The sequence below is a fragment of the Streptomyces nitrosporeus genome, assembly GCF_008704555.1.
In the GTDB taxonomy this organism is placed as follows: Bacteria; Actinomycetota; Actinomycetes; order Streptomycetales; family Streptomycetaceae; genus Streptomyces; species Streptomyces nitrosporeus.
Genome location: NZ_CP023702.1, coordinates 3,042,537 through 3,063,095 on the forward strand (window position 1 = coordinate 3,042,537; position 20,559 = coordinate 3,063,095).

The following is a 20,559-nucleotide window of genomic DNA, read 5'->3' on the forward strand; positions in this document are numbered from 1 at the left end:
CAACGATACGGCGCAAACAGTCGGCCGCGGCGCCCGATGGCGCCGCGGCCGACTGTGGTGGTACGGGGAACTGCCGGGGGCGTCAGCCCTCGGAGCCCTTGAGAGCCTCCATGGCCCGGTCGGTCACCTCGGTGACCTTGCCGAGCGCCGGGATCGTCACGACCAGGCCCTGGGCCCGGTAGTAGTCGATGATCGGCTCCGTCTGCGTGTGGTAGACCTCGAGACGGGTACGCACCGTCTCCTCGCTGTCGTCGTCACGCTGGTACAGCTCGCCGCCGCACGCGTCGCAGACGCCCTCGGTCTTCGGCGGGTTGTACGCCACGTGGAAGACGTGCGCGCTGTCGTTGCGGCAGATGCGGCGGCCCGCGATGCGCTTGACCACCTCGTCCTCGGGGACCTCCAGGTCCAGGACCGCGTCCAGCTTGACGCCCTCGTCGTCGAGCATCGCGTCGAGGGCCTCGGCCTGGCCCACGTTGCGCGGGAAGCCGTCCAGCAGGAAGCCGTTCACGGCGTCCGGCTGGGCCATGCGGTCCTTGGCCATCGCGATGGTCACTTCGTCCGGCACCAGCTGTCCCGCGTCCATGAAGGAGCGGGCCCGCTTGCCAAGGTCCGTGCCCTGGCTGATGTTGGCGCGGAAGAGGTCGCCTGTGGAGATGTGCGGAATCGAGAGATTCCTGGCGAGGTACGCGGCCTGCGTTCCCTTACCGGCACCGGGCGGCCCGACGAGGACGATTCGCATCAGCGGAGGAACCCTTCGTAATTGCGCTGCTGGAGCTGGCTCTCGATCTGCTTCACGGTCTCCAGACCCACACCCACGATGATCAGGATGCTCGTCCCGCCGAACGGGAAGTTCTGGTTCGCACCACCGAAGCCCGCCAACGCCATCGTCGGCACAAGAGCGATCAACCCCAGATACAGCGAGCCCGGCCAAGTGATCCTGTTGAGCACGTAGCTCAGGTACTCGGCAGTAGGTCGACCAGCCCGGATACCCGGGATGAAGCCACCATACTTCTTCATGTTGTCCGCGACTTCCTCGGGGTTGAACGAGATAGCCACGTAGAAGAACGCGAAGAACACGATGAGCAGGAAGTACGTCGCGATGTAGTAGGGGTGGTCACCCTTGACGAAGTGGTCCTGGATCCAGGTCGCCCAGCCGGCCGTTGAATTGGAGAACTGAACGATTAGAGCAGGAATGTAGAGCAGCGAAGAAGCGAAGATGACCGGGATCACACCGGCCTGGTTCACCTTGAGCGGGATGTAAGTGGACGTACCACCGTAGGACCGGCGGCCGATCATCCGCTTCGCGTACTGGACCGGGACGCGGCGCTGGGCCTGCTCGACGAAGACGACGAGACCGACCATGACGAAGCCGATCAGGATGACCGTGGCGAACTCGATCCAGCCGTCGGCCAGCTTGCCACTCTCCTTGATGGCCCACAGGGCAGCGGGGAAGCTGGCGGCGATCGAGATGAACATCAGGATCGACATGCCGTTGCCGATGCCGCGGTCGGTGATCAGCTCACCGAGCCACATGACGGCGGCGGTGCCGGCGGTCATGGTCAGGACCATCACCACGGTGGTGAAGATCGACTGGTTCGGGACGATCTGGTCGGCGACCGGGCAGCCGCTGAACAGGGTGCCGCTGCGGGCGGTGGCGACCAGGCCGGTGCCCTGGAGGATGGCCAGCGCGACGGTCAGATAACGCGTGTACTGCGTGATCTTGGCCGTGCCCGACTGACCCTCCTTCTTCAGGGCCTCAAGGCGGGGAATGACGACGGTCAGCAGCTGAAGGATGATGCTGGCCGTGATGTACGGCATGATGCCGAGCGCGAAGATCGTGATCTGCAGCAGCGCACCACCGCTGAACATGTTCACCAGACCGAACAGGCTGTTGTTTCCTTGACTGGCCTGATCAACACAGATCTGGACGTTCTCGTAGCTCACCCCCGGAACGGGAATGTGCGCCCCGAGACGGTAGAGCACGATGATGCCGAGCGTGAAGAGCAGCTTCTTGCGCAGGTCGGGCGTCTTGAACGCCCGGGCGAACGCGGTGAGCACGGTGCCTCCTGCGACCCCCGCGCAATGCGTAGAGGTGACGGTCTTGAGGATCGACGGTTACGTAACAGCCAAAGGGCCCCGGGCGGTTGCCCGGGACGTACCACAGCTACAGTGCACGCCACCTTACCGGCGGACATGCCCCCCTAGGAACGACCAACCGGGGATGCCCCATATGAGAGGCATCCCCGGTCGGGTGTTCAGACCACCGGCTTGTCCGAGTTGTCTCAGACGAGTTCGGTGACGGTGCCGCCGGCAGCGGCGATCTTCTCCTTGGCGGAGGCGGAGACGGCGTCAACCGAAACCTGCAGCGCCACGGAGATCTCGCCCTGTCCGAGGACCTTGACGAGGTGGTTGTTGCGCACGGCGCCCTTGGCGACCAGGTCGGCCACCGTGACCTCTCCACCCTCGGGGTAGAGCGTCGCGAGCTTGTCCAGGTTCACGACCTGGTACTCCGTGCGGAACGGGTTCTTGAAGCCCTTGAGCTTCGGGAGACGCATGTGGAGGGGCATCTGCCCACCCTCGAAGCGCTCCGGAACCTGGTAACGGGCCTTGGTGCCCTTGGTACCACGACCTGCGGTCTTACCCTTGGACGCCTCACCACGACCCACACGGGTCTTGGCGGTCTTGGCGCCCGGGGCAGGCCGGAGGTTGTGTGCCTTCAGCGGGTTGTTCTCCGCCATGTCAGTCAACCTCCTCAACCGTCACGAGGTGGCGGACGGTGTGCACCATGCCGCGGAACTCGGGGCGGTCCTCCTTGACAACCGTGTCGTTCAGGCGCTTGAGGCCGAGCGAACGCAGGGTGTTTCGGTGGTTCTGCTTGCTGCCGATGTACGACTTCGTCTGCGTGATCTTGAGGCGAGCCATTACGCACCCGCTCCCGCACGCGCACGGAGCAGAGCCGCGGGGGCGACGTCCTCGAGGGGCAGACCGCGGCGGGCCGCGATCTCCTCGGGACGCTGCAGGCCCTTCAGGGCCTCCACGGTCGCGTGCACGATGTTGATCGGGTTCGACGAACCGAGCGACTTCGACAGGATGTCGTGGACGCCGGCGCACTCCAGGACGGCGCGCACCGGGCCACCCGCGATCACACCGGTACCGGGGGAAGCAGGCTTGAGCAGGACGACGCCCGCGGCCTTCTCGCCCTGGATCGGGTGAGGGATGGTGCCCTGGATACGCGGGACCTTGAAGAAGCTCTTCTTGGCCTCTTCGACGCCCTTGGCGATGGCCGCGGGAACTTCCTTGGCCTTGCCGTATCCGACACCCACGGTGCCGTCACCGTCGCCCACCACGACCAGCGCGGTGAAGCTGAAGCGACGACCACCCTTCACTACCTTGGCGACGCGGTTGATCGCGACGACACGCTCGACGTACGCGGTCTTCTCGGCGGCAGCGCCACCGTCACGGCCCTTCCGGTCCCGCCGCTCGCCGCCACCGGCACCGCTTCCGCGGCGCTGGGGTCCAGCCATTGGATTTACCTCTCTCTGTTACGTCCGCTGTGCGTAGGAACCGGGGCTTAGAACTTCAGCCCGGCTTCACGGGCGGCGTCAGCCAGAGCGGCAATCCGCCCGGCGTACTGGTTACCACCGCGGTCAAACACGACGGCCTCGACGCCTGCAGCCTTGGCGCGCTCGGCGACCAGGGCCCCGACCTGCTTGGCCTGGGCGCTCTTGTCACCCTCGCCACCGCGGATCGACGTGTCCAGGGTCGACGCCGACGCGAGCGTGTGGCCCGCGATGTCGTCGATGACCTGGGCGACGATGTGACGGTTGGAACGCGTCACGACCAAGCGCGGACGCTCCGGCGAACCGGAGATGTGCTTGCGGACGCGGATGTGGCGCCGCTTGCGGGCAGCGCGCTTGTACGCGTCGCCCTTGGCGATCTTCACACCGTATGCCATGGCTACTTACCAGCCTTTCCGACCTTGCGGCGGATGACCTCGCCGGCGTACTTGACGCCCTTGGCCTTGTACGGGTCGGGCTTCCGCAGCTTGCGGATGTTGGCGGCCACCTCGCCGACCTTCTGCTTGTCGATGCCCTCGACGCTGAGCTTCGTGGGGGACTCGACCTTGAAGGTGATGCCCTCCGGAGCCTCGATGAGGATCGGGTGGCTGTAGCCCAGGGCGAACTCCAGGTTGGAGCCCTTCGCCTGGACGCGGTAACCGACACCGCTGATCTCGAGCGCCTTGCTGTATCCCTGGGTCACACCGGTGATCATGTTCGCCACCAGCGTGCGGGACAGGCCGTGGAGGGCCTTGTTCTGACGCTCGTCGTTCGGGCGGGAGACGTTGAGCACGCCGTCCTCACCCTTGGTGACCTCGATCGGCGCGGCGACGGTGTGCGTGAGGGTCCCCTTGGGGCCCTTCACCGCGACCGTGCGGCCATCGATGGTGACGTCCACACCGGCGGGAACCTGGATGGGGAGCTTGCCGATTCGCGACATGAGCTTTTCCTCCGTTCCCGACTACCAGACGTAGGCGAGGACTTCCCCACCTACGCCCTTCTTCTGAGCCTGCTGGCCGGTCAGGAGACCGTGGGACGTGGAGATGATCGCCACGCCCAGGCCGCCGAGGACCTTCGGCAGGTTGGTGGACTTTGCGTAGACACGCAGACCCGGCTTCGAGATGCGCTTGATGCCGGCGATCGAGCGCTCGCGGTTCGGGCCGAACTTCAGCTCGAGGACGAGGTTCTTGCCGACCTCGGCGTCCTCGACCTTCCAGCCGGTGATGAAGCCCTCCTGCTGGAGGATCTCCGCGATGTGCGACTTGATCTTGCTGTGCGGCATCGAAACGTCGTCGTGATACGCCGAGTTCGCGTTGCGCAGACGCGTGAGCATGTCTGCGATGGGATCAGTCATGGTCATGAGTTGGCCTTCGGCCTCTCTCGCCGGGGTTTCCTGTATGCGCCATCCCTCTCCCCACTCAGTGGCGGGACGGGTGCGGTGCGGGGACCTACGGCGTAGTAAGTCGGTCAGGGCGGCAGGCGCCCAACCCTTCAAGCCTACGGCATGAAAAGCGGGGCTCCCGCCGACCAGATACTTACCGAGAGCTTTCCGGTACCTCCGACGCCCAAGGGGCGAAGGGGGATTACCAGGAGCTCTTGGTCACGCCCGGCAGCTCGCCACGGTGAGCCATCTCACGGAGGCACACGCGGCACAGGCCGAACTTGCGGTAGACGGAGTGGGGCCGGCCGCAGCGCTGGCAGCGGGTGTACCCGCGGACGCCGAACTTCGGCTTACGGGCGGCCTTAGCGATCAGAGCCTTCTTCGCCACGGTCAGTTCTCCTTGAACGGGAAGCCGAGGTGACGAAGGAGGGCACGACCCTCGTCGTCGTTGGTCGCCGTGGTGACCACGGTGATGTCCATGCCCCGGACCCGGTCGATCTTGTCCTGGTCGATCTCGTGGAACATGACCTGCTCCGTGAGACCGAAGGTGTAGTTGCCACGGCCGTCGAACTGCTTGGGCGACAGGCCACGGAAGTCACGGATACGCGGCAGCGCGAGCGACAGCGTACGGTCCAGGAACTCCCACATGCGGTCACCGCGGAGGGTGACGTGGCAGCCGATCGGCTGCCCCTCGCGCAGCTTGAACTGCGCGATCGACTTGCGGGCCTTGGTGACGGCCGGCTTCTGACCGGTGATCGTGGTGAGGTCCTTGACGGCACCGTCGATCAGCTTGGAGTCGCGGGCGGCGTCGCCCACACCCATGTTGACCACGATCTTGACCAGGCCGGGAACCTGCATGACGTTCTCGTAGGAGAACTCCTCACGCAGCTTGCCGGCGATTTCCTCGCGGTAGCGCGTCTTGAGACGCGGCGCAGTGGTGGCAGTCATCAGATGTCCTCACCGGTCCGCTTGGCAACGCGGATCTTCTTGCCCTCGTCGTCGAAGCGGTAGCCGACGCGGGTGACGACCTTCTTGCCGTCCTTCTCCACCACCAGCTGCACGTTGCTGACGTGGATCGGGGCCTCGGTGGTGACGATGCCACCGGTCTGCGAGCCGCGAGCCGTCTGACCGGCCTTGGTGTGCTTCTTGACCCGGTTGACACCCTCGACGAGGACGCGGTCCTGAGCCGGGTAGGCCACGATGACCTTGCCCTGCTTGCCCTTGTCCTTACCGGTGATGACCTGGACCAGGTCGCCCTTCTTGATCTTCATGCTTACAGCACCTCCGGCGCGAGCGAGATGATCTTCATGAACTTCTTCTCGCGCAGCTCTCGGCCCACCGGGCCGAAGATACGGGTGCCGCGGGGGTCGCCGTCGTTCTTGAGAATGACAGCGGCGTTCTCGTCGAAGCGGATGTACGAGCCATCCTGACGACGACGCTCCTTGACGGTGCGAACGATGACGGCCTTGACGACGTCACCCTTCTTCACGTTGCCACCGGGGATCGCATCCTTGACGGTGGCGACGATGACGTCACCGATGCCCGCGTAGCGGCGACCCGAGCCACCGAGAACACGGATGGTGAGAATTTCCTTCGCACCCGTGTTGTCGGCGACACGCAGTCGCGACTCCTGCTGGATCACGTCTATCTCCTGATCGTCTGCCGGTTCCCGGCGGGGGCCCCGGTGAGGGAGCCCCCGCCGAGCCTGGCGGAACTGTCCTGAGGGGAGTTCCCCTCAGGGATTACTTGGCCTTCTCGAGGATCTCGACGATGCGCCAGCGCTTCGTCGCGGACAGCGGACGCGTCTCCATGATGAGGACGCGGTCGCCGACGCCTGCGGCGTTCTGCTCGTCGTGGGCCTTGAGCTTGTTCGTACGGCGGATGACCTTGCCGTACAGCGCGTGCTTGACGCGGTCCTCGACAGCGACGACGACGGTCTTGTCCATCTTGTCGCTGACGACCAGACCCTCACGGGTCTTGCGGAAACCGCGCTCTTCGGTCTTGGTCTCAGTCACAGTGTTCTCGCTCATCAGACGCTCTCCACCGTCTCGATGCCCAGCTCGCGCTCGCGCATCAGGGTGTAGATCCGGGCGATGTCCTTACGGACGGACTTGAGCCGACCGTGGTTCTCGAGCTGGCCCGTCGCCGCCTGGAAGCGGAGGTTGAACAGCTCTTCCTTGGCCTCGCGGAGCTTGTTGAGGAGCTCCTCGTTGCCCAGCTCGCGCAGCTCGGACGCCTTGGTACCGGCCGACATCACGACTCACCTGCCTCGCGCCGAACGATCCGGCACTTCATCGGAAGCTTGTGAGCAGCGCGGGTGAGCGCCTCACGAGCAATCTTCTCGTTCGGGTAGGACAGCTCGAACATCACCCGACCGGGCTTGACGTTCGCGATCCACCACTCGGGAGAACCCTTACCGGAACCCATGCGGGTCTCGGCCGGCTTCTTCGTCAGGGGGCGGTCCGGGTAGATGTTGATCCAGACCTTGCCGCCACGCTTGATGTGGCGGGTCATCGCGATACGAGCTGCCTCGATCTGGCGGTTCGTCACGTACGCCGGGGTCAGCGCCTGGATGCCGTACTCGCCGAACGCAACCTGCGTGCCACCCTTGGACATACCGCTGCGCTTCGGGTGGTGCTGCTTGCGGTGCTTGACCCTACGGGGGATCAGCATTTCGGTCAGGCCTCCGTTCCGGTGCTCTCAGCCGGAGCAGCGGCGGCGGGAGCGTCGGCCTTGGGGGCCTCGGCTGCCGGCGCGGACTGCTGCGGCTTGCGGCCGCGGCCGCCACGCTCGCCACCACGGCCACCACGGCCGGCCGGGCGGTCTGCGCCGCCACGGGCCGGACGGTTGCCGGCACGGGCCGCTGCGTTCTCGGCGCGGACCTCGGCGATGTTCTTGACGTCGCCCTTGTAGATCCAGACCTTCACGCCGATGCGGCCGAAGGTCGTCTTGGCCTCGAAGAAGCCGTAGTCGACGTTCGCGCGGAGCGTGTGCAGGGGCACACGGCCCTCGCGGTAGAACTCCGAGCGGGACATCTCGGCGCCGCCGAGGCGGCCACCGCACTGGATCTTGATGCCCTTGGCGCCGGCCTTCATCGTGCTCTGCATGCTCTTGCGCATGGCACGACGGAAGGAGACGCGGGAGGAGAGCTGCTCGGCGACGGCCTGGGCCACCAGCTGAGCGTCCACCTCGGGGTTCTTGACCTCAAGGATGTTCAGCTGGACCTGCTTGCCGGTCAGCTTCTCCAGCTCGCCGCGGATGCGGTCGGCCTCGGCGCCGCGGCGGCCGATGACGATGCCCGGGCGAGCGGTGTGGATGTCGACGCGGACGCGGTCGCGGGTGCGCTCGATCTCCACCTTGGAGATGCCGGCCCGCTCCATGCCCTTCGCCATCATGCGGCGAATGGCGACGTCTTCCTTGACGTAGTCCTTGTACAGCTTGTCGGCGTACCAACGGGACTTGAAGTCCGTGGTAATGCCGAGCCGGAACCCATGCGGGTTAACCTTCTGGCCCATTACCGGGTTCCTTCCTTGCTGCTGACGACCACGGTGATGTGGCTGGTCCGCTTACGGATCCGGTAGGCACGGCCCTGGGCACGCGGACGGAACCGCTTCAGGGTCGGGCCCTCGTCCACGTACGCCTCGCTGATGACCAGCGAAGAGGCGTCGGTGTGGTCGTAGTTGTGTGCTGCGTTGGCGATGGCGCTGTCAAGCACCTTGCCAACCGGCACGCTCGCGGCCTGCGGGGCGAAACGCAGGACCGCCTGAGCCTCCGTGGCATCCATGCCACGGATGAGGTCCACCACGCGGCGGGCCTTCATGGGCGTGACGCGGATGTACCGCGCCTGGGCCCTGGCTTCCATGGTTGTCCCTTCGGTGTAAGTCATAGTCGTTCCACTCCGCGGTTAGCGGCGCTTCGACTTCCGGTCGTCCTTGACGTGGCCGCGGAAGGTGCGAGTCGGCGAGAACTCGCCGAGCTTGTGGCCGACCATCGACTCGGTGACGAACACCGGGACGTGGATCTTGCCGTTGTGCACCGCGATGGTGTGACCCAGCATGGCCGGGACGATCATCGAGCGACGGGACCAGGTCTTGATGACGTTCTTGGTGCCTGCCTCGTTCTGTACGTCCACCTTCTTGATGAGGTGTCCGTCGACGAAGGGCCCCTTCTTGAGACTGCGCGGCATCTAAACCCGCTCCTAGCGCTTCTTGTTCGTCTTGCGGCGGCGGACGATGTACTTGTTGCTCGCCTTCTTGGGAGAACGAGTACGACCCTCCTTCTGACCCCACGGCGAGACCGGGTGACGACCACCGGAGGTCTTACCCTCACCACCACCGTGCGGGTGGTCGACCGGGTTCATCACGACACCGCGGACGGTCGGGCGGACGCCCTTCCAGCGCATGCGGCCGGCCTTGCCCCAGTTGATGTTCGACTGCTCGGCGTTGCCGACCTCGCCGATGGTGGCGCGGCAGCGGGCGTCGACCAGCCGGATCTCACCGGAGGGCATACGAAGGTGGGCCATGGTGCCCTCCTTCGCCAGCAGCTGCACGGAGGCACCCGCGGAGCGGGCGAACTTCGCGCCGCCGCCGGGCCGCAGCTCGATGGCGTGGATGGTCGTACCGACCGGGATGTTGCGCAGCGCCAGGTTGTTGCCGGGCTTGATGTCGGCGGCCGGGCCGTTCTCGACACGGTCGCCCTGCGCCAGACCACGGGGGGCGATGATGTAGCGCTTCTCGCCGTCCGCGTAGTGCAGCAGCGCGATGCGCGCGGTGCGGTTGGGGTCGTACTCGATGTGCGCGACCTTGGCCGGCACGCCGTCCTTGTCGTGACGACGGAAGTCGATCACGCGGTAGGCGCGCTTGTGGCCGCCACCCTGGTGGCGAACGGTCACACGACCGGCGTTGTTACGGCCGCCCTTGCTGTGCAGCGGGCGGACCAGCGACTTCTCCGGCGTGGACCGCGTGATCTCGACAAAGTCGGCGACGCTGGAGCCACGACGGCCCGGGGTCGTCGGCTTGTACTTGCGGATACCCATTTCTCAGTCCTCGTCCGATTCCGGACGACTCGACCCCTGTTAGGAGGTCGGGCCGCCGAAGATGTCGATACGGTCGCCCTCGGCGAGGGTCACGATGGCGCGCTTCGTGTCGGCGCGCTTGCCGAAACCGGTGCGGGTGCGCTTGCGCTTGCCCTGCCGGTTGATCGTGTTGACCCCGGTGACCTTGACCGAGAAGACCGCTTCCACGGCCTGCTTGATCTGGGTCTTGTTGGAGCCGGGCGCGACGATGAACGTGTACTTGTTCTCGTCGAGCAGCGCGTAGCTCTTCTCGGAAACGACCGGCTTGACGAGAACGTCGCGCGGGTCCGAGTAGGTCTTGCTGGTAACGGTCGCCTCACTCATCAGGCGGCGCTCCCTTCGGTCTCAGCGGTCTGGGGGCCAGACACGAAGGACTCGAAAGCGGCCTGGGTGAAGACCACGTCGTCAGAGACGATCACGTCGTACGTGTTCAGCTGGCCCGGCTCCAGGATGTGCACCTGGGGCAGGTTGCGCGCGGACAGCCACGCGGCCTCGTCGGAACGCTCGGCGACCAGGAGCAGGTTGCTGCGCTCCGAGATCTTGCCGAGCAGCGTCTTGACGGCCTTGGTGGAGATCCCACCCTCGACCACGCCGGTGACGACGTGGATGCGGGAGTGACGCGCCCGGTCCGAGAGGGCACCACGCAGGGCGGCGGCCTTCATCTTCTTCGGGGTGCGCTGCGAGTAGTCACGCGGCTGCGGGCCGTGGACGACGCCACCGCCGACGAACTGCGGCGCGCGGGTCGAACCCTGGCGGGCGCGGCCGGTGCCCTTCTGGCGGTACGGCTTACGGCCACCACCGCGGACTTCACCGCGGCGCTTGGTCTTGTGCGTGCCCTGACGGGCAGCTGCCAGCTGTGCGACGACGACCTGGTGGATCAGCGGAACGCTGGTCTTCGCGTCGAAGATCTCCGCGGGGAGCTCGACGGTACCGGCCTTGTCGCCTGCCGGCGAAAGGATGTCAATGGTGCTCATTACCTCAAGCCCCCTTGGCCGCGGTACGGACCAGGACGAGGCCGCCGTTCGGACCGGGGACCGCGCCCTTGATGAGCAGCAGACCCTTCTCCGCGTCAACCGCGTGGATGGTCAGGTTCTGGGTGGTGACGCGCTCGTTACCCATGCGGCCGGCCATGCGCATGCCCTTGAAGACACGCCCAGGGGTGGCGCAGCCACCGATCGAACCGGGGGAACGGTGCTTGCGCTGGACGCCGTGGCCGGCGCCGAGGCCCTTGAAGTTGTGACGCTTCATGACACCGGCGAAGCCCTTGCCCTTGCTCTTGCCCGTGACGTCGACCTTGACGCCGGACTCGAACACCTCGGCAGTGACCTCCTGGCCCAGCGTGTACTCGCTGGCGTCAGGGGTGCGGAGCTCCACCAGGTGGCGGCGCGGGGTGACGTCGGCCTTGGCGAAGTGACCCTTGAGGGGCTTGTTCACCTTGCGCGGGTCGATCTCGCCGAAGGCGATCTGGACCGACTCGTAGCCGTCGCTGTCGTTGGTGCGGATCTGGGTGACGACACAAGGCCCGGCCTTGACGACGGTCACCGGGACGACCCGGTTGTTCTCGTCCCAGACCTGGGTCATGCCGAGCTTCTCGCCCAGGACGCCCTTAATGTTCTTAGCCATCTCGCGCGTCACCTCAGAGCTTGATCTCGATGTCGACGCCCGCCGGCAGGTCGAGACGCATCAGCGAGTCAACCGTCTTCGGCGTGGGGTCGAGGATGTCGATGAGGCGCTTGTGCGTGCGCATCTCGAAGTGCTCGCGCGAGTCCTTGTACTTGTGCGGCGACTTGATGACGCAGTACACGTTCTTCTCAGTGGGCAGCGGCACCGGGCCCGCGACCGACGCACCAGTGCGGGTCACCGTCTCGACGATCTTCTTCGCCGAGGAGTCGATGACCTCGTGGTCGTAGGCCTTGAGCCGGATGCGGATCTTCTGTCCCGCCATGGCTACTAGTAGTCCTGTCTCTCAATAACGCTCTGGAACCCGGCGGTTCGGTAACTCCGTCTCCGACCCACGCGGTCGGGCGTGTCGCATCCCCACCACGTAGAACTCCCGAAGGATTTCCCTGCTAGGGGTTGCGGGCCGAAACCGCGCTTCCGGGGGCGAAACCCCACCGGGTGCCTGGTCAGCGCCCCACTGACGCTTCCCGGAAGATTCCCGTACGTCCGGCCCGCATGGGGCCGACGAGTACTGTGGGACTCGCTTCCGGTCCTCCCGGCGGGAGGCGCGCAGCATTGACACTCAACCGAGCAACCTGGCTAGTGTGCCACACGGCTTGTGGCGCTGGCCAATCGGGCCGAGGATCTTACCCCCTGCGGGGGACGGCACAAACGCAGACGCCCATCGGCGGACATCGGCCCGCGTCCGGACAGACGGACATTTGTGCGAGATGTCGCCGGATCGCGGGGTTCCGAGGCTTTTGGCATATGCCGTAGGAATAACGGCCCTAGCGTCCGGATCATGGTCAAGTCATCGCATGAGGCGATGCACCGGATCTTCCAGAAAGAGCCGGGCATCTTCACCAGGACGTTCCGCAGCCTGGGCATCCCCTTTCCCGAGACGGTCGACGTCGGAGTCCTCACCACCGACCTCACCGAGACGGAACCGCTGGAACGCCGCCTGGACACTCTGCTCCGGGTGGAGACCGCCGAGGGGCGGCCCTATCTCCTGGCCGTCGAGTCCCAGGGCCGGCGGGACCCGGCGAAGCGCAGCAGCTGGCCCTACTACCTCGCCTACCTGCACGCCAAGTACGGCATCGATCCCGTGCTGCTCGTCGTCTGCCAGGACGAAGCGACGGCCCGGTGGGCCGCGCGGCCCATCCGTGTCGGTCCGCCCGAGTGGCCCTCGCTCACCGTGCGCCTGATGGTGCTGGGCCCGCACAACGTCCCCGTGGTGACCGATCCGTCAACCGCGGCGCGTGATATCCCGCTCGCCACGTTCTCGGCGATCACCCATGGTAAGGATCCGAATGCGGCTGCCATACTCGAAGCGCTGGCCTCCGCGCTGAAGACCCTCGACGAAGAGACCGCGGTCATCTTCGGCGAACTCACCGAACTCGGCTTGGGTGATTCCCCGGCCGCGCACATCTGGAGGGACCTCATGGCCGTCGACCTGTCTTTCTTCCGCTCGGAATCCTCACAGCGGCTGCGGGCGGAGGGGAAGGCCGAAGGGAAGGCCGAAGCCGTGGTCCAGGTCCTGGAGCAGCGCGGGTTCGCCGTCCCCGAGGAGGCCAGGGACCGTATCCGGGCGTGTGCCGACACCGAGGTCCTCGGCCGCTGGCTGGCTCGCGCGGTGACCGCTTCTTCGGTGGAGGACGTACTCGCGTAGGAGCGGGGGCCGGCCGGGTCCGCCTGTGGCCGCGGGCGGACCCCTTTGGTTGAATCCGGCCCATGTCCATCCGTGCCACCGCCCAGACCTGGGGCCTGCGCCCCGCCACCCCCGAGGACGTCGAGGCCATGGCCGAGCTCCGGGCCGTCGTCATGCGTCCGGACCTGGAACGCCTGGGCCGGTACGACGAGCACCGCGTCCGGCAGCGTCTGCGGGACGGGTACGAGGCCGGGCACACCACGGTCGTCGAGACGGGCGGGACCTTCGCCGGGTGCGTGACCCTGCGCCCGGGTGGGAGCGGGGAGCGGTGGCTGGAGAGTTTCTACCTCTCCCCCGGGCTCCAGGGCCGGGGCATCGGGTCCGCGGTGCTGGCCGGCCTCCTGGCCCGTACGGACGCCGAGGGCGTGCCGGTCCGCCTCCAGGTCCTCCAGGGCAGTCCGGCCCGCCGGCTGTACGAACGCCACGGGTTCACCGTGGAGCGTGAGGACGCGGTGGACGTGTACATGGTGCGGGCGGCCCGGTCCTGAGGGGCGCCGGGCCGCCCCCGGGTCACACCGGGTTCAGCCGCCACTGCTGGCAGGCGTTGTTCAGCCAGGTCCACTGCCGTACGTCGGCCGCGTCCGCGGTGGAGCAGTCCGCCACGTCGGCGACCTTGCCGGTGGCCTGGTTGACGATCCGGACGTGACCGCTGTCGGTGGCGAGGAAACGGAACCGCTGGCAGGGGTTGTCCAGCCAGGACCACTGACGCAGGTCGGCGCCGTCGGCGGCCGAGCAGTCGGCCGTGTCGAGCACCTTGCCGGTGGCGGCGTTCAGCAGACGGTGGGTGTCGTCGCCGAGGTCCTGGAGCCGCCAGCGCTGCTGTGATCCGCCGTCGCAGGCCCGCTGGACCACGTTCGCCCCGTCTGCCGGTGAACCGCCGCTCACCTCCAGGCACTTGCCGCTGTTGCGGTTGGTGAGGGTGTAGGTGGCGGCGACGCCGGACGGCTCGCCCGAGGGCCCGGACACGCTCGCCCCGAGCCGCAGGGGTGTGCCGAGGTGGGGTGTGCCGTCGGAGTTCCAGGTGAACTTCTGGGCCCGTGCGGTCCGCCCGTTGTCGCAGCCGTCGGAGGCGGAGTCGTTGGCGTGGTAGACGATCCAGCTCTCGGTCCCGTCCGGCGAGGTGAAGAAGCCGTTGTGGCCGGGCCCGTACACCCCGTTCCCGTCGCTGCGCTGGAAGAGCGGTGTGGGTTTCTTCGTCCAGGAGGAGGCCGAGGCCGGGTCGCGCCCGGTCAGTTCCAGCTGCCCCAGCTTGTAGTCCGGGGTCCAGCAGCCGCTGGCCGAGTAGACCAGGAAGGTCCTGCCGTTCCGCTGGAGGATCTCCGGGCCCTCGTTGACCGGGGCCCCGGAGCGCTCCCAGTCGTGGGTGGGCCTGGCGACCGTGGAGAACGACGAGCTGACGGTGTACGGGTTCGACATCCGCGCGGCGACGATGTTCTGCGTGCCGTCGTGGGTGCTGCCGAAGAGGTACAGCTGCCCGTTGATGTCCGCCACCGTCGGGTCCAGCATCCAGGACGCGTTGAGCCGGCCCCGGTAGGTGTACGGCCCCATGGGGTCCGGTCCGGCGCTCTCCAGGACGTGGCTGCGCTGGGTCGGGTTGTAGTCGGACACGTTCTGCCCGGCGACGTAGTAGAGGTACCAGCGTCCGTTCAGGTGGTGCAGTTCCGGTGCCCAGATGTTGCAGCACCGGGAGGGGTCGTCGCCCTTCCACACCTGGATGCCGGGCGCGGTGGCGAGCCCGGCGAGCGTCGGTGACCTGCGGATGGTGATGACGTCGGTCCAGCTTGTCGACACGAGGTGGTAGTTGCCGTCGTGGTAGGTGATCCAGGGGTCGGCGCCCTTGACGGACTTGACGGGGTTGGCGAAGGAGGCGGCGCTCGCGGAGGACTGCCCGAGGGAGAGCGCGAGCAGGAGCGCGGCCAGCAGGGTCAGTAGGCGACGGGCCATCCGCTGCTCCAGTTCAGAAGGTTGATGCCCAGCTTGGGTGTGCCGTTGTCGTTGCCGTCGTAGTAGTGGTAGACGATCAGGTCGCCGTCGGTGTCCTTCATGATCGACTGTCCGCCGGGGCCGATGACCCTGCCGTGCGACTCCAGGACCGTCGTGCCGCCGTTCTGCGTCATCGGCACGCCGTTCTTGTCGGTGTACGGCCCGGTGACCCTGGTGGCCCGGCCGACCTTGACCTTGTACGTGGAGCTGGTGCCGGCGCAGCAGGTGTCGTACGAGGCGAAGAGGTAGTAGTACCCGTTCCGCTTGACGACGAAGGGGGCCTCGACGGCCTTGGTGCCGGTGGGACGGGAGGCGAGGGAGCGGCGGGAGGTGTCGGAGGACAGCTGCTTCCCGGTGGACGGGTCGATCCGGATCATCTTGATCCCGGTCCACCAGCTGCCGAAGGACAGCCACCACGCACCGTCGTCGTCGACGAAGAGGTTCGGGTCGATGGCGTTGTAGTCGCTGGAGGAGTTGGAGGTGTACACGACGCCGTAGTCGCTCCAGCTTCCCGGCAGACCGGTGGCCGACCCCGCCAGCCCGATGGCGGAGGTGTTCGAGCCGAACGACGACACGGAGTAGTACATGAGGTACTTGCCGCCGTGGTACGAGATGTCCGGCGCCCATGCCTCCATGACAGAGGAGTACTGCGACCACCAGCCCGGCCGGGAGGGGAAGGCGTCCGCTCCGGCGGCGAAGGCGGTGCGGTCGGACGAGGTCTTGCTGGTGATGCCGTCGTCGGTGGCGTAGAGCAGGTACTGCCCCGACGTGCTGCGGATCATCGTCGGGTCGTGCGTGATGACCGATCCGGTGACGTGACCGGGGTTCGGATACGCGGACGCCGAGGTGGGGATGAGGGCGAGCAGCGCGGCTGCGGGGAGGGCGATGAGTGCTGTTTTCCTGCGGCTCACGGGAACACTCCTGTTCGAGATTACGAACGTTGGTCGTGTTTCTGGACGGAAGGTAGGAGTGAACCCTGGGTGCGTCAACAGCCTGTGCAGCATTGGGGGCCGGTGGCCGGAAACAGACGGACGAGGGGGTGTGCGAGAGACGTGAGGCAGCGGCGGGCCGGAGACGGCACGCTCACCGGGCCGCAGCCGCACCGGCGGCCGGGCCCCTTCCGGCTCGAAGGACGGGAGAATCCCGGGCCGCCGCCGCCCGTCCGTACCCGGTCGTGCCGTCGAGCATCTCGCGCAGGGCGGCCGGGGGGCCGTGATGGCGGGCCGGCTCCCCGGTGGGGCGGGGGAGGACCCGCTTCGGATCGACGTGGAGGCCGTCGCGGACGGCGCGCCGGGCCCGGGTGTCCAGGGCCGTTTCCGGCGACCGGTTCGCGGTGGCGGGCGCTCCGCCCGGCTTACGCTTCGGGCAACCGCGTGAGCGGGAGGCCGACGGCTGTGCACATCTCGCGGCCGGGGTCCTCATCGGTCCAGAGCCCTTGGTCCTCCTCACCGAGGAAGACCACGTGGGACCAGTGGTACTCGACCCAGCGGGGGTGGTTGATCAACCCGCTCATGGTCGTCAACGGTGAGCCGGGTGCGTTCCGCCCCACGGGTAGCCGCCCATTCCTGTGGATCAGCGCGGGAGCCTCACGTGGCCCGCAGCCACTGGTCAAGGACTGCGAAGTCCTCGTGGGTGAGGCCGCGGGACGAGGCGATGCGGTGGAGGAGGGCCGGGGCGGGGTGGTGGGCGGACACCCAGTCCCGATCGGCGTCGGTGAGCTCGTCGTCAACCCAGGCGAACGGACGTCTGTCCGCCCATGCCACCAGGGTCCGGGTCTTCCAGTGGAGTCCGAACCACGTGTCCTCGCGTTCATGCGCGCCGGAGGTTTCCGGCCAGTGCACGACCGGCAGGGGCGGCAGGCCGAGCCGCGGCGCTATGTCGGTGTTCGCCGTCTCTTCCCAGGTGGTCGCCCAGACCAGCTCGCACGGCAGGGCCGCGAGGCGAGGCCCGACGCGCGGGTCGAGCCGCGTCAGATGCGAATCCGCCGTGGCGTTTGACGGCTCGTGCCGCGGGCGGTCACCGAACGGCAGGAGGGGCCCGTCGACGTCCAGGAACAGCAGCGGGCGGTGCTCTCGCTCATTCACGCCACGCGTCCTCCCGCTCACGCTCGACCAGGACGCCGGGCTCGAAGCGGACGGCCCGCAGGGACGATGTCGTCCCGCAGGAAGCCGCTCCGGGTAGGCCGTCCTCGTTGCCCACGCTCAGCACCTGTGTGCCTTCCCGGCCCGCGCTGCGACACGGGCCCGCTCGATGACCAGAAGTCGATCGCTCGGAAAGGTACGCCCTCCGCGTTCCGCGAGGCACCTCTCCCGGGTCCGGTCCACAGGTCCTGGGCGTTGCTCTCGTCCCACGCGGGCGGTGTGCCATCGGTTCCGGTCACCGCACGAAGCGTCCCTGGCCATCGGGTCGGTGTCGAGGTGTTCACCCGGCGCCGGCACAGCGCGGCCCGGACGAGAGGCCCGGGGCATCCGGCGCGTGGGAGGGCCGGGTGATGCGGCCGAGGGCGAGGGAATCAGCCGGGGCTACCGGGCGCCGGATGCCCGGTGGCGCCCCGGTCCAGGGCCGCGAGGACGCGCGGCAGCTCGTTCGGCATCACGGCGACGTGGACACGCCCTTCGGGGGAGGCGCACTCCACGATCGTGCACCTGCCGTTGATCTTCACGGATTCGCGGAACGTCGGTGGTCGTACGCCGGCCTTCCGCAGCCCTGCCGGAAGACTCACCGCCGCACCGGCCTTGATACGGCCCTCCCAGGCCATCACGTCAGGCAGGCCATCACGTCAGGCCCGATCAGCATGTGCCCGCGAAGCCGGCGGCCTTCGCGGGCGGGGAGGCGGAGCAGACAGGGAACCCTGACGGTGTCTCCCTGGGCGGCGCTTTCCGCACGCCGCTTCACTGACCGGCGCAAGAGCCACGCCGTCAGCCCGCCCGCCACCAGGGCAACCACGAGCTCGATCACTGTGGCATTCAAGCAGCGAGCAGGCTGACAGCTGCTACGCGGGGGACTCGCCGCATGCAGCGTGGGACACGAAGTCCGTCCACGCGGCCGGGGCGAAGCCGAGCTGCGGGCCCGGGACGTACTTGGAATCGCGCACATGCACCGCCCCGGGAACGGTGGCAACCTCGACGCAGTCGTTGGGGTTGCTGGTGTCGCTGTAGCTGCTCTTGAACCAGACGAGGCCGTCGGACTCCGCGACGGAGGTCTTGCGGATCATGTCACTCCCCGTACTTCTTCGATGAGGACCAGCGGCCCCGAAGTGGCTCAGCACTCGGAGGCGTACGCTACGAAGCCCGCCCAAGCGGCTGGGGCGAAGCCGAGCTGCGGGCCCGGGACGTTCTTGGAATCGCGCACATGCACCGCGCCGGGAGCGGTGGCGACCTCCACGCAGTCGTTGGGATTGCTGCTGTCGCTGTAACTGCTCTTGAACCAGACAAGGCCGTCGGACTCCGCGACGGAGGTCTTGTAGATCATCGCTCTCCCAGTACTTCCTCGATGGAGACCAACGGTTCAGGGTGGTTCAGCCCTCAGAGGCGTACGCCACGAAGCCCGCCCAAGCGGCTGGGGCGAAGCCGAGCTGCGGGCCCGGGACGTTCTTGGAATCGCGCACATGCACCGCGCCGGGAACGGCGGCAACCTCGACGCAGTCGTTTCCGTTGCTGCTGTCGCTGTAACTGCTCTTGAACCAGACAAGGCCGTCGGACTCCGCGACGGAGGTCTTGCGGATCATGTCTCTCCCAGTACTCGCTCGATGAAGGCCGACGACTCCCGTGCGTTCAGAGCCTCGGCCCGGATGATGCCATAACGCAGCTCAAGGATCCGGAGCTGCCTCGGCTCGGAGACCGGGCGGCCGCCGAATTCCTCATCGGCACGTCCCACCGCTGTGCCATCACTGAACTTCAGCATCTGAATCCGCCCGCCCGACCCCGGATGCTGCCAGTAGCCAGTTGGCATCACCTGGATCTCGACGTGACGCAACTCGCCCAGCTCCAGAAGCCGTTCCAGTTGTGCTCGCCATACCATCTTGCCCCCGACCGGGCGCCGAAGAGTCACTTCCTCCTGTACAAAACTGAGTTCAGGCCCGGGAGAACGCTCGAAGATGGACTGCCGCGCGACACGGGCGGCCACCATCCGATCCAGTTCGTCCACCGAGTACGCAGGCCGCCGGGTCCCCAGAAGTGCCCTCGCGTAGGACTCGGTCTGGAGCAACCCGTGCAGGTTGTAGCTGCCGTACGACAGCAGCTCCACCGCCCGCGCCTCCAGTTTCGCCAGGTCCCGCACCTTCTTCGGGTAGCGGACCTCCGCCACGTCTTCCTTCATCGCCGCGATGAGGCCGCCCGCCCTCAGCACCTCGTCGGCCTTGTCCAGGAACTCCGGACGCGGGATCCGCTTGCCGCCCTCGACCTTGTAGACCAGGTCCTCGCCGTATCCGATGGCCGTGCCGAACTCACCGGCCCGCATGCCCGCCGCCTCGCGGCGCATCCGCAGCTGGCGGCCCACCGTGGCCACCACGGCCGCGCCGGACTCGTCGTCGGGGTCCACTTCCCAGCCCGGCTCATCCACTTCCTCGACGACGACCGCCTCCGCACCACTCGTCTCCACCGTCATGGGAATCCCTCCATCGTGCTTCGAACCTGGACGCCCTCTACCCGTGGGGCACTTCCGGACAGGCACGACAGCGCCGGACAAACCTCGGACAGTGATCGTACGTACCCGGTGTGTCACTTCTCAGCGTAGGCGGCGCCCACCACGCTGTGTGACGTGAACCACGAAACCGCCCAACTGGCGCCCGTTGCCCGCAGCTTCACAGTGATCCTCTCCCCCACGCCTCGCGGGGCCCGGCTGGCCCGGCTGCTCACCGCCGCTCAGCTCCACGACTGGGGGATGGCGCCGGATCTCGTCCATACCGCGCAGCAGGTGGTGGCGGAGCTGGCCTCCAACGCGGCGACCCACGGCCGGGTGCGCGGTCGTGATTTCCTGCTCGGCCTCGCCACGGCCGGCGAAGGGCGCACGCTGCGTGTAGAGGTGACCGACACACGGGGTGACAGCCTTCCGCGCCTCCTGCCGTGCGTCCCTCCCCCGGACGACGAGACCGGGCGTGGCCTGCTGCTGGTCGAGGCGCTGGCCGATCGCTGGGGTGTCGTTCCGGGGCCCGTACCGCGTAAGACGGTGTGGGCGGAGATCGATCTCCGGGCATGAC

36 protein-coding genes and 1 pseudogene are annotated in these 20,559 nt (G+C 67.3%); 3 read left to right on the forward strand and 34 right to left on the reverse strand.

Translation table 11 applies throughout. The annotated features are described in order from the left end of the window. Nucleotides 1–82 precede the first annotated feature (82 nt). The 23 genes from CP967_RS13190 to rpsJ form a co-directional block, all read right to left on the reverse strand. Nucleotides 83–739 (reverse strand): adenylate kinase, encoded by a 657-nt coding sequence (locus CP967_RS13190; protein ID WP_150488179.1) that lies wholly within the window; start codon nucleotides 737–739, stop codon nucleotides 83–85. Then, complete coding sequence (gene secY, locus CP967_RS13195) at nucleotides 739–2,058, reverse strand: preprotein translocase subunit SecY (protein ID WP_150488180.1); 1,320 nt, start codon at nucleotides 2,056–2,058, stop codon at nucleotides 739–741. Before secY ends, CP967_RS13190 begins: the two co-directional genes overlap by 1 nt. 224 nt (nucleotides 2,059–2,282) lie before the next feature. Further along, a complete protein-coding gene (gene rplO / locus CP967_RS13200) occupies nucleotides 2,283–2,738 on the reverse strand; it encodes a 50S ribosomal protein L15 (protein WP_150488181.1) in 456 nt (151 codons plus the stop codon). 1 nt (nucleotide 2,739) lies between these two features. Further along, nucleotides 2,740–2,922 carry a 50S ribosomal protein L30 gene (gene rpmD, locus CP967_RS13205; protein WP_150488182.1) on the reverse strand — a complete coding sequence of 61 codons (183 nt, stop codon included), beginning with the start codon at nucleotides 2,920–2,922 and terminating at the stop codon, nucleotides 2,740–2,742. Next, the gene (gene rpsE / locus CP967_RS13210; protein WP_150488183.1) at nucleotides 2,922–3,524 is read right to left on the reverse strand and encodes a 30S ribosomal protein S5; all 603 of its coding nucleotides are present in this window, start codon (nucleotides 3,522–3,524) and stop codon (nucleotides 2,922–2,924) included. Before rpsE ends, rpmD begins: the two co-directional genes overlap by 1 nt. A 47-nt stretch (nucleotides 3,525–3,571) precedes the next feature. Next, nucleotides 3,572–3,955 carry a 50S ribosomal protein L18 gene (gene rplR, locus CP967_RS13215; protein WP_065484979.1) on the reverse strand — a complete coding sequence of 128 codons (384 nt, stop codon included), beginning with the start codon at nucleotides 3,953–3,955 and terminating at the stop codon, nucleotides 3,572–3,574. Between the two features lie 2 nt (nucleotides 3,956–3,957). After that, a complete protein-coding gene (gene rplF, locus CP967_RS13220; RefSeq protein WP_150488184.1) occupies nucleotides 3,958–4,497 on the reverse strand; it encodes a 50S ribosomal protein L6 in 540 nt (179 codons plus the stop codon). 21 nt (nucleotides 4,498–4,518) lie between these two features. Next, entirely contained in the window at nucleotides 4,519–4,917 is a 399-nt protein-coding gene (gene rpsH / locus CP967_RS13225) for a 30S ribosomal protein S8 (RefSeq protein ID WP_150488186.1), read from the reverse strand. Nucleotides 4,918–5,140: 223 nt separating this feature from the next. Next, nucleotides 5,141–5,326, reverse strand: coding sequence for a type Z 30S ribosomal protein S14 (locus CP967_RS13235; protein ID WP_003948630.1), 186 nt, complete (start codon nucleotides 5,324–5,326; stop codon nucleotides 5,141–5,143). A gap of 2 nt (nucleotides 5,327–5,328) precedes the next feature. Next, nucleotides 5,329–5,886, reverse strand: a complete 558-nt coding sequence (gene rplE, locus CP967_RS13240) for a 50S ribosomal protein L5 (protein ID WP_003966948.1) — start codon at nucleotides 5,884–5,886, stop codon at nucleotides 5,329–5,331. Continuing rightward, nucleotides 5,886–6,209 (reverse strand): 50S ribosomal protein L24, encoded by a 324-nt coding sequence (rplX, locus tag CP967_RS13245; RefSeq protein WP_150488187.1) that lies wholly within the window; start codon nucleotides 6,207–6,209, stop codon nucleotides 5,886–5,888. The genes rplE and rplX overlap by 1 nt, the downstream gene beginning before the upstream one ends. Before the next feature lie 2 nt (nucleotides 6,210–6,211). Beyond that, the gene (gene rplN / locus CP967_RS13250; protein ID WP_003966950.1) at nucleotides 6,212–6,580 is read right to left on the reverse strand and encodes a 50S ribosomal protein L14; all 369 of its coding nucleotides are present in this window, start codon (nucleotides 6,578–6,580) and stop codon (nucleotides 6,212–6,214) included. A gap of 100 nt (nucleotides 6,581–6,680) precedes the next feature. Then, nucleotides 6,681–6,968, reverse strand: a complete 288-nt coding sequence (rpsQ, locus tag CP967_RS13255; RefSeq protein ID WP_150488188.1) for a 30S ribosomal protein S17 — start codon at nucleotides 6,966–6,968, stop codon at nucleotides 6,681–6,683. Continuing rightward, complete coding sequence (rpmC, locus tag CP967_RS13260; RefSeq protein WP_014047786.1) at nucleotides 6,968–7,192, reverse strand: 50S ribosomal protein L29; 225 nt, start codon at nucleotides 7,190–7,192, stop codon at nucleotides 6,968–6,970. The genes rpsQ and rpmC overlap by 1 nt, the downstream gene beginning before the upstream one ends. Then, on the reverse strand, nucleotides 7,192–7,611 hold the full coding sequence (gene rplP, locus CP967_RS13265) for a 50S ribosomal protein L16 (RefSeq protein WP_014047785.1): 420 nt from the start codon (nucleotides 7,609–7,611) through the stop codon (nucleotides 7,192–7,194). The genes rpmC and rplP overlap by 1 nt, the downstream gene beginning before the upstream one ends. Before the next feature lie 5 nt (nucleotides 7,612–7,616). Further along, nucleotides 7,617–8,453, reverse strand: a complete 837-nt coding sequence (gene rpsC / locus CP967_RS13270; RefSeq protein WP_150488189.1) for a 30S ribosomal protein S3 — start codon at nucleotides 8,451–8,453, stop codon at nucleotides 7,617–7,619. Further along, on the reverse strand, nucleotides 8,453–8,800 hold the full coding sequence (gene rplV, locus CP967_RS13275) for a 50S ribosomal protein L22 (RefSeq protein ID WP_004571827.1): 348 nt from the start codon (nucleotides 8,798–8,800) through the stop codon (nucleotides 8,453–8,455). The genes rpsC and rplV overlap by 1 nt, the downstream gene beginning before the upstream one ends. A gap of 42 nt (nucleotides 8,801–8,842) precedes the next feature. Then, nucleotides 8,843–9,124: a 30S ribosomal protein S19 gene (gene rpsS / locus CP967_RS13280; RefSeq protein WP_003966956.1), complete on the reverse strand. Its 282-nt coding sequence runs from the start codon at nucleotides 9,122–9,124 to the stop codon at nucleotides 8,843–8,845. 12 nt (nucleotides 9,125–9,136) lie between these two features. After that, nucleotides 9,137–9,973 (reverse strand): 50S ribosomal protein L2, encoded by an 837-nt coding sequence (rplB, locus tag CP967_RS13285; protein ID WP_150488190.1) that lies wholly within the window; start codon nucleotides 9,971–9,973, stop codon nucleotides 9,137–9,139. 39 nt (nucleotides 9,974–10,012) lie between these two features. Further along, a complete protein-coding gene (rplW, locus tag CP967_RS13290; protein WP_003966958.1) occupies nucleotides 10,013–10,336 on the reverse strand; it encodes a 50S ribosomal protein L23 in 324 nt (107 codons plus the stop codon). After that, nucleotides 10,336–10,986, reverse strand: a complete 651-nt coding sequence (gene rplD / locus CP967_RS13295; protein ID WP_150488191.1) for a 50S ribosomal protein L4 — start codon at nucleotides 10,984–10,986, stop codon at nucleotides 10,336–10,338. Before rplD ends, rplW begins: the two co-directional genes overlap by 1 nt. A gap of 4 nt (nucleotides 10,987–10,990) precedes the next feature. Next, nucleotides 10,991–11,635: a 50S ribosomal protein L3 gene (gene rplC, locus CP967_RS13300; RefSeq protein ID WP_150488192.1), complete on the reverse strand. Its 645-nt coding sequence runs from the start codon at nucleotides 11,633–11,635 to the stop codon at nucleotides 10,991–10,993. A gap of 13 nt (nucleotides 11,636–11,648) precedes the next feature. Next, the gene (gene rpsJ, locus CP967_RS13305; RefSeq protein WP_003948644.1) at nucleotides 11,649–11,957 is read right to left on the reverse strand and encodes a 30S ribosomal protein S10; all 309 of its coding nucleotides are present in this window, start codon (nucleotides 11,955–11,957) and stop codon (nucleotides 11,649–11,651) included. A 516-nt stretch (nucleotides 11,958–12,473) separates the two neighbouring features. On the opposite strand from rpsJ, the gene CP967_RS13310 reads away from it, so the two are divergent. Beyond that, nucleotides 12,474–13,340, forward strand: a complete 867-nt coding sequence (locus CP967_RS13310) for a hypothetical protein (protein WP_150488193.1) — start codon at nucleotides 12,474–12,476, stop codon at nucleotides 13,338–13,340. 62 nt (nucleotides 13,341–13,402) lie between these two features. Then, nucleotides 13,403–13,867, forward strand: coding sequence for a GNAT family N-acetyltransferase (locus CP967_RS13315; protein ID WP_150488194.1), 465 nt, complete (start codon nucleotides 13,403–13,405; stop codon nucleotides 13,865–13,867). Nucleotides 13,868–13,889: 22 nt separating this feature from the next. Here the strand turns inward: CP967_RS13315 and CP967_RS13320 are convergent, their stop codons facing one another. The 11 genes and pseudogenes from CP967_RS13320 to CP967_RS13355 all read right to left on the reverse strand — a co-directional run bounded on the left by CP967_RS13320 (nucleotide 13,890) and on the right by CP967_RS13355 (nucleotide 19,967). Further along, nucleotides 13,890–15,323 (reverse strand): family 43 glycosylhydrolase, encoded by a 1,434-nt coding sequence (locus tag CP967_RS13320; RefSeq protein ID WP_150488195.1) that lies wholly within the window; start codon nucleotides 15,321–15,323, stop codon nucleotides 13,890–13,892. Next, the gene (locus tag CP967_RS13325) at nucleotides 15,305–16,273 is read right to left on the reverse strand and encodes an arabinan endo-1,5-alpha-L-arabinosidase (RefSeq protein ID WP_150488196.1); all 969 of its coding nucleotides are present in this window, start codon (nucleotides 16,271–16,273) and stop codon (nucleotides 15,305–15,307) included. The genes CP967_RS13320 and CP967_RS13325 overlap by 19 nt, the downstream gene beginning before the upstream one ends. Nucleotides 16,274–16,529: 256 nt before the next feature. Further along, nucleotides 16,530–16,896 (reverse strand): annotated as a pseudogene (locus CP967_RS34585) (mycothiol transferase); the annotation flags it as partial. A 52-nt stretch (nucleotides 16,897–16,948) separates the two neighbouring features. Beyond that, on the reverse strand, nucleotides 16,949–17,446 hold the full coding sequence (locus tag CP967_RS13330; protein ID WP_150488197.1) for an HAD domain-containing protein: 498 nt from the start codon (nucleotides 17,444–17,446) through the stop codon (nucleotides 16,949–16,951). Next, nucleotides 17,439–17,561, reverse strand: a complete 123-nt coding sequence (locus CP967_RS35105; RefSeq protein ID WP_268253010.1) for a hypothetical protein — start codon at nucleotides 17,559–17,561, stop codon at nucleotides 17,439–17,441. Before CP967_RS35105 ends, CP967_RS13330 begins: the two co-directional genes overlap by 8 nt. Before the next feature lie 313 nt (nucleotides 17,562–17,874). Beyond that, entirely contained in the window at nucleotides 17,875–18,123 is a 249-nt protein-coding gene (locus CP967_RS34590; protein WP_229888155.1) for a hypothetical protein, read from the reverse strand. Continuing rightward, nucleotides 18,120–18,320, reverse strand: coding sequence for a hypothetical protein (locus CP967_RS34595; protein WP_229888154.1), 201 nt, complete (start codon nucleotides 18,318–18,320; stop codon nucleotides 18,120–18,122). Before CP967_RS34595 ends, CP967_RS34590 begins: the two co-directional genes overlap by 4 nt. A 34-nt stretch (nucleotides 18,321–18,354) precedes the next feature. Then, nucleotides 18,355–18,576, reverse strand: a complete 222-nt coding sequence (locus CP967_RS13340) for a DUF397 domain-containing protein (RefSeq protein WP_150488198.1) — start codon at nucleotides 18,574–18,576, stop codon at nucleotides 18,355–18,357. Nucleotides 18,577–18,623: 47 nt separating this feature from the next. After that, entirely contained in the window at nucleotides 18,624–18,833 is a 210-nt protein-coding gene (locus CP967_RS13345; protein WP_150488199.1) for a DUF397 domain-containing protein, read from the reverse strand. Between the two features lie 46 nt (nucleotides 18,834–18,879). Continuing rightward, nucleotides 18,880–19,089, reverse strand: a complete 210-nt coding sequence (locus CP967_RS13350) for a DUF397 domain-containing protein (RefSeq protein ID WP_150488200.1) — start codon at nucleotides 19,087–19,089, stop codon at nucleotides 18,880–18,882. Then, nucleotides 19,086–19,967, reverse strand: coding sequence for a helix-turn-helix domain-containing protein (locus tag CP967_RS13355; protein ID WP_150488201.1), 882 nt, complete (start codon nucleotides 19,965–19,967; stop codon nucleotides 19,086–19,088). The genes CP967_RS13350 and CP967_RS13355 overlap by 4 nt, the downstream gene beginning before the upstream one ends. Before the next feature lie 153 nt (nucleotides 19,968–20,120). On the opposite strand from CP967_RS13355, the gene CP967_RS13360 reads away from it, so the two are divergent. Continuing rightward, nucleotides 20,121–20,558, forward strand: coding sequence for an ATP-binding protein (locus tag CP967_RS13360; RefSeq protein WP_150488202.1), 438 nt, complete (start codon nucleotides 20,121–20,123; stop codon nucleotides 20,556–20,558). Nucleotide 20,559: the final 1 nt, after the last annotated feature.

What these genes read in the sequence shown, in the direction of transcription:
- CP967_RS13190 (WP_150488179.1), bottom strand. Translation starts at nt 739, where the DNA reads ATGCGAATCGTCCTCGTCGGGCCGCCCGGTGCCGGTAAGGGAACGCAG.
- rplO (WP_150488181.1), bottom strand. Translation starts at nt 2,738, where the DNA reads ATGGCGGAGAACAACCCGCTGAAGGCACACAACCTCCGGCCTGCCCCG.
- rpmD (WP_150488182.1), bottom strand. Translation starts at nt 2,922, where the DNA reads ATGGCTCGCCTCAAGATCACGCAGACGAAGTCGTACATCGGCAGCAAG.
- rpsE (WP_150488183.1), bottom strand. Translation starts at nt 3,524, where the DNA reads ATGGCTGGACCCCAGCGCCGCGGAAGCGGTGCCGGTGGCGGCGAGCGG.
- rplR (WP_065484979.1), bottom strand. Translation starts at nt 3,955, where the DNA reads ATGGCATACGGTGTGAAGATCGCCAAGGGCGACGCGTACAAGCGCGCT.
- rplF (WP_150488184.1), bottom strand. Translation starts at nt 4,497, where the DNA reads ATGTCGCGAATCGGCAAGCTCCCCATCCAGGTTCCCGCCGGTGTGGAC.
- rpsH (WP_150488186.1), bottom strand. Translation starts at nt 4,917, where the DNA reads ATGACCATGACTGATCCCATCGCAGACATGCTCACGCGTCTGCGCAAC.
- rplE (WP_003966948.1), bottom strand. Translation starts at nt 5,886, where the DNA reads ATGACTGCCACCACTGCGCCGCGTCTCAAGACGCGCTACCGCGAGGAA.
- rplX (WP_150488187.1), bottom strand. Translation starts at nt 6,209, where the DNA reads ATGAAGATCAAGAAGGGCGACCTGGTCCAGGTCATCACCGGTAAGGAC.
- rpsQ (WP_150488188.1), bottom strand. Translation starts at nt 6,968, where the DNA reads ATGAGCGAGAACACTGTGACTGAGACCAAGACCGAAGAGCGCGGTTTC.
- rpmC (WP_014047786.1), bottom strand. Translation starts at nt 7,192, where the DNA reads ATGTCGGCCGGTACCAAGGCGTCCGAGCTGCGCGAGCTGGGCAACGAG.
- rplP (WP_014047785.1), bottom strand. Translation starts at nt 7,611, where the DNA reads ATGCTGATCCCCCGTAGGGTCAAGCACCGCAAGCAGCACCACCCGAAG.
- rpsC (WP_150488189.1), bottom strand. Translation starts at nt 8,453, where the DNA reads ATGGGCCAGAAGGTTAACCCGCATGGGTTCCGGCTCGGCATTACCACG.
- rplV (WP_004571827.1), bottom strand. Translation starts at nt 8,800, where the DNA reads ATGGAAGCCAGGGCCCAGGCGCGGTACATCCGCGTCACGCCCATGAAG.
- rpsS (WP_003966956.1), bottom strand. Translation starts at nt 9,124, where the DNA reads ATGCCGCGCAGTCTCAAGAAGGGGCCCTTCGTCGACGGACACCTCATC.
- rplB (WP_150488190.1), bottom strand. Translation starts at nt 9,973, where the DNA reads ATGGGTATCCGCAAGTACAAGCCGACGACCCCGGGCCGTCGTGGCTCC.
- rplW (WP_003966958.1), bottom strand. Translation starts at nt 10,336, where the DNA reads ATGAGTGAGGCGACCGTTACCAGCAAGACCTACTCGGACCCGCGCGAC.
- rplD (WP_150488191.1), bottom strand. Translation starts at nt 10,986, where the DNA reads ATGAGCACCATTGACATCCTTTCGCCGGCAGGCGACAAGGCCGGTACC.
- rplC (WP_150488192.1), bottom strand. Translation starts at nt 11,635, where the DNA reads ATGGCTAAGAACATTAAGGGCGTCCTGGGCGAGAAGCTCGGCATGACC.
- rpsJ (WP_003948644.1), bottom strand. Translation starts at nt 11,957, where the DNA reads ATGGCGGGACAGAAGATCCGCATCCGGCTCAAGGCCTACGACCACGAG.
- CP967_RS13310 (WP_150488193.1), top strand. Translation starts at nt 12,474, where the DNA reads ATGGTCAAGTCATCGCATGAGGCGATGCACCGGATCTTCCAGAAAGAG.
- CP967_RS13315 (WP_150488194.1), top strand. Translation starts at nt 13,403, where the DNA reads ATGTCCATCCGTGCCACCGCCCAGACCTGGGGCCTGCGCCCCGCCACC.
- CP967_RS13320 (WP_150488195.1), bottom strand. Translation starts at nt 15,323, where the DNA reads ATGGCCCGTCGCCTACTGACCCTGCTGGCCGCGCTCCTGCTCGCGCTC.
- CP967_RS13340 (WP_150488198.1), bottom strand. Translation starts at nt 18,576, where the DNA reads ATGATCCGCAAGACCTCCGTCGCGGAGTCCGACGGCCTCGTCTGGTTC.
- CP967_RS13345 (WP_150488199.1), bottom strand. Translation starts at nt 18,833, where the DNA reads ATGATCTACAAGACCTCCGTCGCGGAGTCCGACGGCCTTGTCTGGTTC.
- CP967_RS13350 (WP_150488200.1), bottom strand. Translation starts at nt 19,089, where the DNA reads ATGATCCGCAAGACCTCCGTCGCGGAGTCCGACGGCCTTGTCTGGTTC.
- CP967_RS13355 (WP_150488201.1), bottom strand. Translation starts at nt 19,967, where the DNA reads ATGACGGTGGAGACGAGTGGTGCGGAGGCGGTCGTCGTCGAGGAAGTG.